Annotated in this window: 5 protein-coding genes and 3 pseudogenes; 4 read left to right on the top strand and 4 right to left on the bottom strand. The window is 71.1% G+C overall.

All coding sequences use genetic code 11. The features are described 5' to 3' along the window. Positions 1-164, top strand: a pseudogene (locus ACZ3H8_RS38175) (GDSL-type esterase/lipase family protein); the annotation flags it as partial. A gap of 123 nt (positions 165-287) precedes the next feature. On the opposite strand, the pseudogene ACZ3H8_RS38170 reads toward ACZ3H8_RS38175, so the two are convergent. From ACZ3H8_RS38170 to ACZ3H8_RS38155, 4 genes and pseudogenes are all read right to left on the bottom strand, one after another. Further along, positions 288-527, bottom strand: a pseudogene (locus ACZ3H8_RS38170) (hypothetical protein); the annotation flags it as partial. A 32-nt stretch (positions 528-559) separates the two neighbouring features. Beyond that, positions 560-1,324 carry a LamB/YcsF family protein gene (locus ACZ3H8_RS38165; protein WP_467409628.1) on the bottom strand — a complete coding sequence of 255 codons (765 nt, stop codon included), beginning with the start codon at positions 1,322-1,324 and terminating at the stop codon, positions 560-562. Between the two features lie 24 nt (positions 1,325-1,348). Next, positions 1,349-1,480: pseudogene (locus ACZ3H8_RS38160) on the bottom strand (D-glutamate cyclase family protein); the annotation flags it as partial. A 110-nt stretch (positions 1,481-1,590) separates the two neighbouring features. Beyond that, positions 1,591-2,868, bottom strand: coding sequence for an MFS transporter (locus ACZ3H8_RS38155; RefSeq protein ID WP_467409627.1), 1,278 nt, complete (start codon positions 2,866-2,868; stop codon positions 1,591-1,593). 174 nt (positions 2,869-3,042) lie between these two features. Here ACZ3H8_RS38155 and ACZ3H8_RS38150 point away from each other — a divergent pair, with 174 nt between their 5' ends. The 3 genes from ACZ3H8_RS38150 to ACZ3H8_RS38140 all read left to right on the top strand — a co-directional run bounded on the left by ACZ3H8_RS38150 (position 3,043) and on the right by ACZ3H8_RS38140 (position 6,504). Further along, entirely contained in the window at positions 3,043-3,753 is a 711-nt protein-coding gene (locus tag ACZ3H8_RS38150; RefSeq protein ID WP_467409625.1) for a GntR family transcriptional regulator, read from the top strand. A 62-nt stretch (positions 3,754-3,815) separates the two neighbouring features. Continuing rightward, a complete protein-coding gene (locus ACZ3H8_RS38145) occupies positions 3,816-5,342 on the top strand; it encodes a hypothetical protein (protein WP_467409624.1) in 1,527 nt (508 codons plus the stop codon). Positions 5,343-5,604: 262 nt separating this feature from the next. Next, positions 5,605-6,504: a hypothetical protein gene (locus ACZ3H8_RS38140; RefSeq protein ID WP_307664724.1), complete on the top strand. Its 900-nt coding sequence runs from the start codon at positions 5,605-5,607 to the stop codon at positions 6,502-6,504. Positions 6,505-6,521 lie beyond the last annotated feature (17 nt).

Genomic DNA, 6,521 nt, shown 5'->3' with positions numbered 1-6,521 from the left:
GCTGCACCGACCTGCTGCCGCAGCTGATGCGGCTGGCGGGCGCGGAGGTACGCCACTGGGCGCGCGGCACCAGCGCACGCCTGGACCTGAGCGCCGAGCATGCCCTCTCGTCCGCGCTGGCCGCCGTGTCACTGGACGGTCCCCTTGCCAGAGCGGGGGATTGAGCGGGCGCGCTCGGCAGGCACCTCGTGGAGCGCGCCGACGGAAGTGTGACGGAGCTGCACGGCGTGGACTCGGTGGACGTCGGCCCCCGGGGACGCGAGTGATGCACACGCCCGGCGGCGGGGCTACGGCATGCCAGAGTCGTAGTCAGTGAAGCGGGCGGAGCGAACCGGTACGAAACGCACCAGCGTGCCGGGCACGGCCTGTGCCGCCGCCGCGAGATCCCGTTCGTCGACCACCGCCACCACCGCCACCACCGGATAGCCGCCGGTCGTGGGATGGTCGGCGAGAAAGACCACCGGGCAGCCGTCCGGCGGCACCTGGACGGCTCCCAGCACCATGCCCTCGCTGGGGAGTTCGCCTCGTACAGCGCCCCGGTCGCCGACCGGAAGTGCCCTCATACGAAGGCCTCCACACGGACGCCCACGATCTCCAGCTCCCGTCGGACCCGGCGGGCGAGCGTGACGGCTCCCTGAGTGTCGCCGTGCAGACAGAGCGAGCGGGCACGCACCGCGACCGACCGTCCGCAGCGCGAGGTGACCATCCCGAACCGCGCCATGCTGACGGACCGTTCGACGACGGCGGCCGGGTCGCTGAGCACCGCGCCGTCCTGCTCGCGCGGCACGAGCGTCCCCTCCGCGGTGTACGCGCGGTCCGCGAACGCCTCGGTGACGACGGGCAGTCCGGCCTTCTCCGCCATGGTGTGCAGCTTCGATCCGGGCAGCCCGAGCAGCGGCAGCCGCTCGCCCGACAGCAGTACGCCTTCGACGACGGCCGCCGCCTGCTCCTCGTCGTGGACGACGCGGTTGTACAGAGCGCCGTGCGGTTTGACGTACGAGACACGTGACCCGGCCGACCGGGCGAAGATCTCCAACGCCCCTATCTGGTAGGCGATTTCGGCGGCCAGCTCGTCGGGTGGGACGTCCATGGAGCGCCGTCCGAAGCCGGCCAGATCGCGGTACGAGACCTGGGCGCCGATCCGCACCGAGCGGTCCGCCGCCAGCTCGCAGACCCGGCGCATGGTGGCCGCGTCCCCGGCGTGGAAGCCGCAGGCGACATTGGCGCTGGTGACGACGGACATCAGCTGTTCGTCGTCGGTCAGCCGCCAGCGGCCGAAGCCTTCGCCGAGGTCGGCGTTGAGATCGATGGACGCCCAGGTCATGTTGCTCCTCTTTCCCACTTCTCCTCAGGCCGCGCGGTACTGCTCGTCGCGGGCGTCCGTGATCAACATCTGACCCGGCGCGTGCGTGATCGCGAACGGCGGCCGCGGGGCCGTCACCGCCGCCTGCGGCGTGACCCCGCACGCCCAGAACACCGGGAACTGCCTGCGGGCCTCGTCAGGTGTCCAGGCGTGCCCGTCGAGGCGCTCCATGGCGGGGCTCCCGGGCCGGTTCTCCGTCCGGTTCTCCGTCCGTTTCTTCGTTCCGTTCACAGCAGCTCCTTGCCACGCGTCTCGGGCAGGCCGAGTAGCGCCACCACCGCGAGCCCGTAGCCGACGGCGCCGAGGACGAGCGCGCCGCCGACTCCCCAGCTGTCGGAGAGAAAACCGACGAGGGTGGGCAGGAACGCGCCCACGCCGCGGCCGCAGTTGTACGTGAAGCCCTGGCCGGTGCCGCGTACGGCGGTCGGGTAGAGCTCGCTGAGGAACGATCCGAAGCCGCTGAAGATCGCGGACATGCAGAAGCCGAGTGGGAAGCCGAGGACGAGCAGCAGACCGTTCGCCCCTGAGGGGATGTTGGTGTAAGCGAGGATCCCGATCGCGGACAGCACGGCGAAGAGGATGATGTTCTTCTTCCGGCCGATCCGATCCGAGAGATAGCCGCCGGTGAGATAGCCGATGAAGGCACCGGATATCAGGAAGGTCAGATAGCCGCCGGTGCCGACGACGGTGAGCCCCCGCTCGGTCTTGAGATACGTCGGCACCCAGGTCGCCAGCGTGTAGTAGCCGCCCTGGACGCCGGTGGAGAGCAGCGTCGCGAAGAACGTCGTGCGCAGCAGGTCCTTCTTGAAGATCGTGGAGAAGGAGCCGCGCTCGGCGCTGGCGGTGCGACGCGCGGCCGCCTCGGGTGCGTCGCTGACATTCCGCCGCACGTAGATCACCAGCAGGGCGGGCAGCGCGCCCGTCCAGAACATCACACGCCAGGCGGTGTCGGCGTCGAGGACCTGGAAGACCAGGGTGTAGACGATGACGGCGAGCGCCCAGCCGGCCGCCCACGCACTCTGCACGGCGCCGAGGGTGCGTCCGCGGTGCTTGGCGTCGGCGTACTCCGCAACCAGGATCGCGCCGACGGCCCACTCGCCGCCGAAGCCGAGACCCTGAAGTGCCCGGAAGACAAGCAATGTCTCGTAGTTGGGGGCAAAACCGCACAGAACGGTGAACACCGCATAAGTGATCACCGTGAGCATCAGCGCCTTCACCCGGCCGATCCGGTCGGCGAGGATGCCGGCGCCTGCGCCGCCCACCGCGGAGACGACCAGGGTGACGGTGGTGAGAAGTCCTGTCTGTCCGTTGTCGAGACTGAAGTACGCGGCGATCGCCACCATGCTGAGCGGCAGCGTGAAGTAGTCGTAGGAGTCGAGGGCGTAGCCGCCGAAAGCACCGCAGAAGGCGCGGCGGCCGCGTGGGCCGAGCGCCTTCAGCCATGCGAACGCGCCGGTGTCCTCGGGGAGTTCGCCCTGCTTCGGCTGGGTCCGGGTCGTACTCATCTGCACCTCGCAGAGGGGGAGGAGGGTGCGCCGAGACTGTGGGGTGACGCCAAGGTAATGGATTGTTGAACGATCCGACAAGGGGTATGTCGGTTCGTTCTTGCTTCTACGCTTCTACGATGGAGCTCGCGCGTCGGCGGGAGCGGCCGGCGAGGGAGAGGGGGCGTTGTGGGGATGACGGAGTCCGAGATCGGCGGACTGGCGGACGACCGCCCGCTGTTGGGCCGCACCAGCACGGCGGAACGGGTCGCGGACATCCTGCGCACCCGCATCGCGGAGGGCTACTTCCCGCCGGGGGAACGCCTTTCGGAGGAAGCCATCGGCAAGGCGCTCGGCGTCTCGCGCAACACACTGCGCGAGGCGTTCCGGCTGCTGACACATGAGCGGCTGCTGGCGCATGAGCTCAACCGCGGGGTGTTCGTGCGGATGCTCGCCGTTCAGGATGTCGTGGACATCTACCGCACCCGGCAGTTGGTCGAGTGCGCCGTCGTGCACGGGCTCGGAGAGCCGCCGTACGCGCTGGACCAGCTGGACGCGGCCGTGGCGGGCGGCGAGCGGTCGGAGCGTGAGCGCGACTGGAAGGGCGTCTCCACGGCCAACATCCACTTCCACCGCGAACTCGTCGCCCTCGCAGGCAGCGCCCGTACGGATGAGCTGATGCGCAGCGTGCTGGCCGAGCTGCGGCTGGCGTTCCATGTGGTGGACGACCCGCGGCGGCTGCACCAGCCTTATCTCGTACGGAACCGGGCGATTCTGGAAGCCTTGCGGGCGGGGGACCGGTCGGGCGCGGAGCGGCTCCTCGCGGACTACCTCGACGACTCGCGCGTGCAACTGGTCGAGACGTACGCGCATCTCGTCGTGGAGGAGGACGCGGACGGAGCGTAGCGGGGCCGGTCGCTTCTGCGCCGTTTCGGCCGTTGTCAGTGCGAGGACCTAATCTGTGCAGCGTGACTTCGCCTGCCTCGACGGACTTCGTTCCGCCCCAGCTCAGCGCGGGGCCGCGGCCCGCGCAGGGCCCGGCCGCCGACGAAGGGCTCGCGCGGCGGCTGCGCGCGCTCGCGTGCACCGCGCCGCTGCACGACCTCGACACCCGCAAGGCGAATCTCGCGGGGGAGTACACGGTGTACGCGATGGCGGAGGTCGCCCTCGCGGCGATCGACCTCGTCACGCTGAACATGGACTTCGACACCGGCGCCGATCACGACCAGATAGTGGCGAGGCTGCTCCCGCGCGTCGCCGCCCAGGCCCCGCGGCGCCCGGTCGCCGAGCACGAGCGCGTCGCCCGCTGGGTCCTGGAGAACCTGATCAACGTCGGCAGCGTGGACCGCGGATTCCGCGCGGTGTACGGCACCTTCGGCCCCGACGGCGTCTACACGCGGCGTGACTACGACTTCAAGCTCATCGAGGAAGTGCCGGGATACGGCGGCAGCGTCTATCTCCGTACGACCGACGAAGCGGTCAACGTCCTGGTCGGTGCGCTCGACACGGACGTCACCAGCGCGCAGATCGCGGCCGAGGTGAAGCTGGAGGTCCTGATCAGCAGGGGCCGCCTCGCCGACGCCCAGCTCGCGGCCGAGCAGGCCAGGTACCGCACCGTGCAGTACGCCGAGACCCTGCGCAGAACGCTGGAGGCGACCCGGCGCAATGTGCGGGCCGTCGACTGGCTCAACGCGGTGCCCGACATGATCGCCGAGGCGCTCGACCATGTCGCCGACCGCTACCGCCATGAGAACGCGATTCTGACGAACATCCGCAAGGCGAGGGACGAGGCCGAAGACCCCGAGCACAAGCGGCGCGCCGCCGAACTCGTCGACATCGTCAAGGACTGCATCCGCCGCCACACTCAGCTCCAGTCCCGGCTGCTCGAGGCCGGCCCGCTGTTCCGCGCCGAACAGGACCGCCAGGCCTTCGCCCGCCCCACCGCCCGGACCGGGCTCGATCTGTACGGGCAGCTGGTCGCCCCGATCCTGCCGCTCCCGGTGAGGACGGCGATCCGGGTCACGGACGCGTTCTTCGCCCGCGGGACCGGTTTGCGGACGCCGTCGTCCGTACGGGTCGGCGACCTGGTCGACATGCTGCTCACCCCGCCGATGGAGCGCGAGCATCTGGGCGCGGAGATGCCCGAGCCGGATCTGATCGCCACGCCCGACGACAGCCGCTTCAGCGAAGGGCAGCTGGCGAGCGCGATGGAACTGCTCGACCTGGAGCACGACGCGCCGCGCCGCCTCTCAGGACTGCTCGCCGAGGCCCGCCGCCACGATCCCGAACTGCCGTATCTGGTCGCCCTGCTGGCCATCCACGCGGCGAGCCCACCGGTCGGCACGGCCTACCGCCAGGGCGAGGAGCGGCTGCTGTTCGCCGTCGACGACGGCACCGAACTGGACGACCCGGAATTCGGCGGGGCGGACCTGATCGTGGGCATGGCGCTGCTGGACGCGGCGGGCATGGCGGCGGCCCGCACGGAGGCGGCGTGAGCATCCTCCCGGGGCTCCGCCCCGGACCCCGCGCCTCAATCGCCGGCGGGGCTGAATTTTCCGCTGGTCGGCCTGAAACTTCAGGCCGACCAGCGGAAATCAAGCCCGTTGGGGGTCCCCCCGGACGAAGTCTGGGGGAGATTGAGGACACTCCCCCCACGCCCGGAGGGCGTGGGGGGAGGGGTGGGGAGAGGCTCGCCGCAGGCGCCCCGTCCCGAACCGAACCCCACCCCCTCAGCCCAGACCTTCCGCAGGAGCATCCGTGACCGACCACCACGCCTGGCGTGAGGCCGACGCCCATGACGCGTCGGCTCCAGCCACCCCGGCCGCCACCCCCGCCGCCGTCACGCCCGCCGACGCCGCCGACGCCGCGCGGCTCGTCTCCTTCGGGCTGCAGCCCAAGCTGCTGCCCGCGCGCGACGCCGAATACGCCGAACTGCTCCGCCGCTACCGCGAAGAGACCGCCTTCGCCCGGCTCGCCGACGCCGTCGCCACCGGCCTCGGGCTCGTCGTCCTCGAAGTCTCCCCGCGCGCCGGCATGGCCGTCACCGCCGGTGAGGACTCCGTCTTCGCCGTCCGCATGGGCGACTACGCCCGCCGCGCTTCCGCCGACTCCGCGGACCGCTTCCTGCACGGCCTGGCCCATCTCGCCGTCGCCGCCATGGCGTTCCCCCGCCCCGAGGACCTCGCCGACGACGGCTACATCGGCCGCATCACGGTCAACGGCGTCGACGCATTCGTCCGCCAGGCCTGCCGCCGCCTGGAGGAGCGCGCCGACGCGCAGGGCGAGAACACCGACCCCGCCACCGACGCCCCCGGCCTGGAAGCCGCCTGGCGGATCTACGCACGGCGCAGCGCCACCGGCGCCACCAAGGACGCGCGACGCCTCGCCGGATCGACCACCGGCATCGTCGGCAAGGCGGTCGCCTTCCTCACCGACTCCGGCTTCCTCCAGCGGACCGGTGACGACGCCGGAGGCGCGTACCGCACCACCGCCCGCTATCAGCTGCAGGTGCGCGACATGGCGGGCAGCTCGGCCATGGCCGAGCTCATCGAGCTCGGCGTCGTACCGGTCAGCGACGGCACCGCCACCCTCGTGCCGCCGCCCGACGCGGACGACCTGGAGCTGGCGGCCGACGCCGGCCTGCCCTTCCACGCCTGATCCCGTACCTCCCTGCC

The organism is Streptomyces sp. NPDC002868, from assembly GCF_055563295.1.
This window is presented reverse-complemented; position numbering and strand designations above follow the sequence as displayed.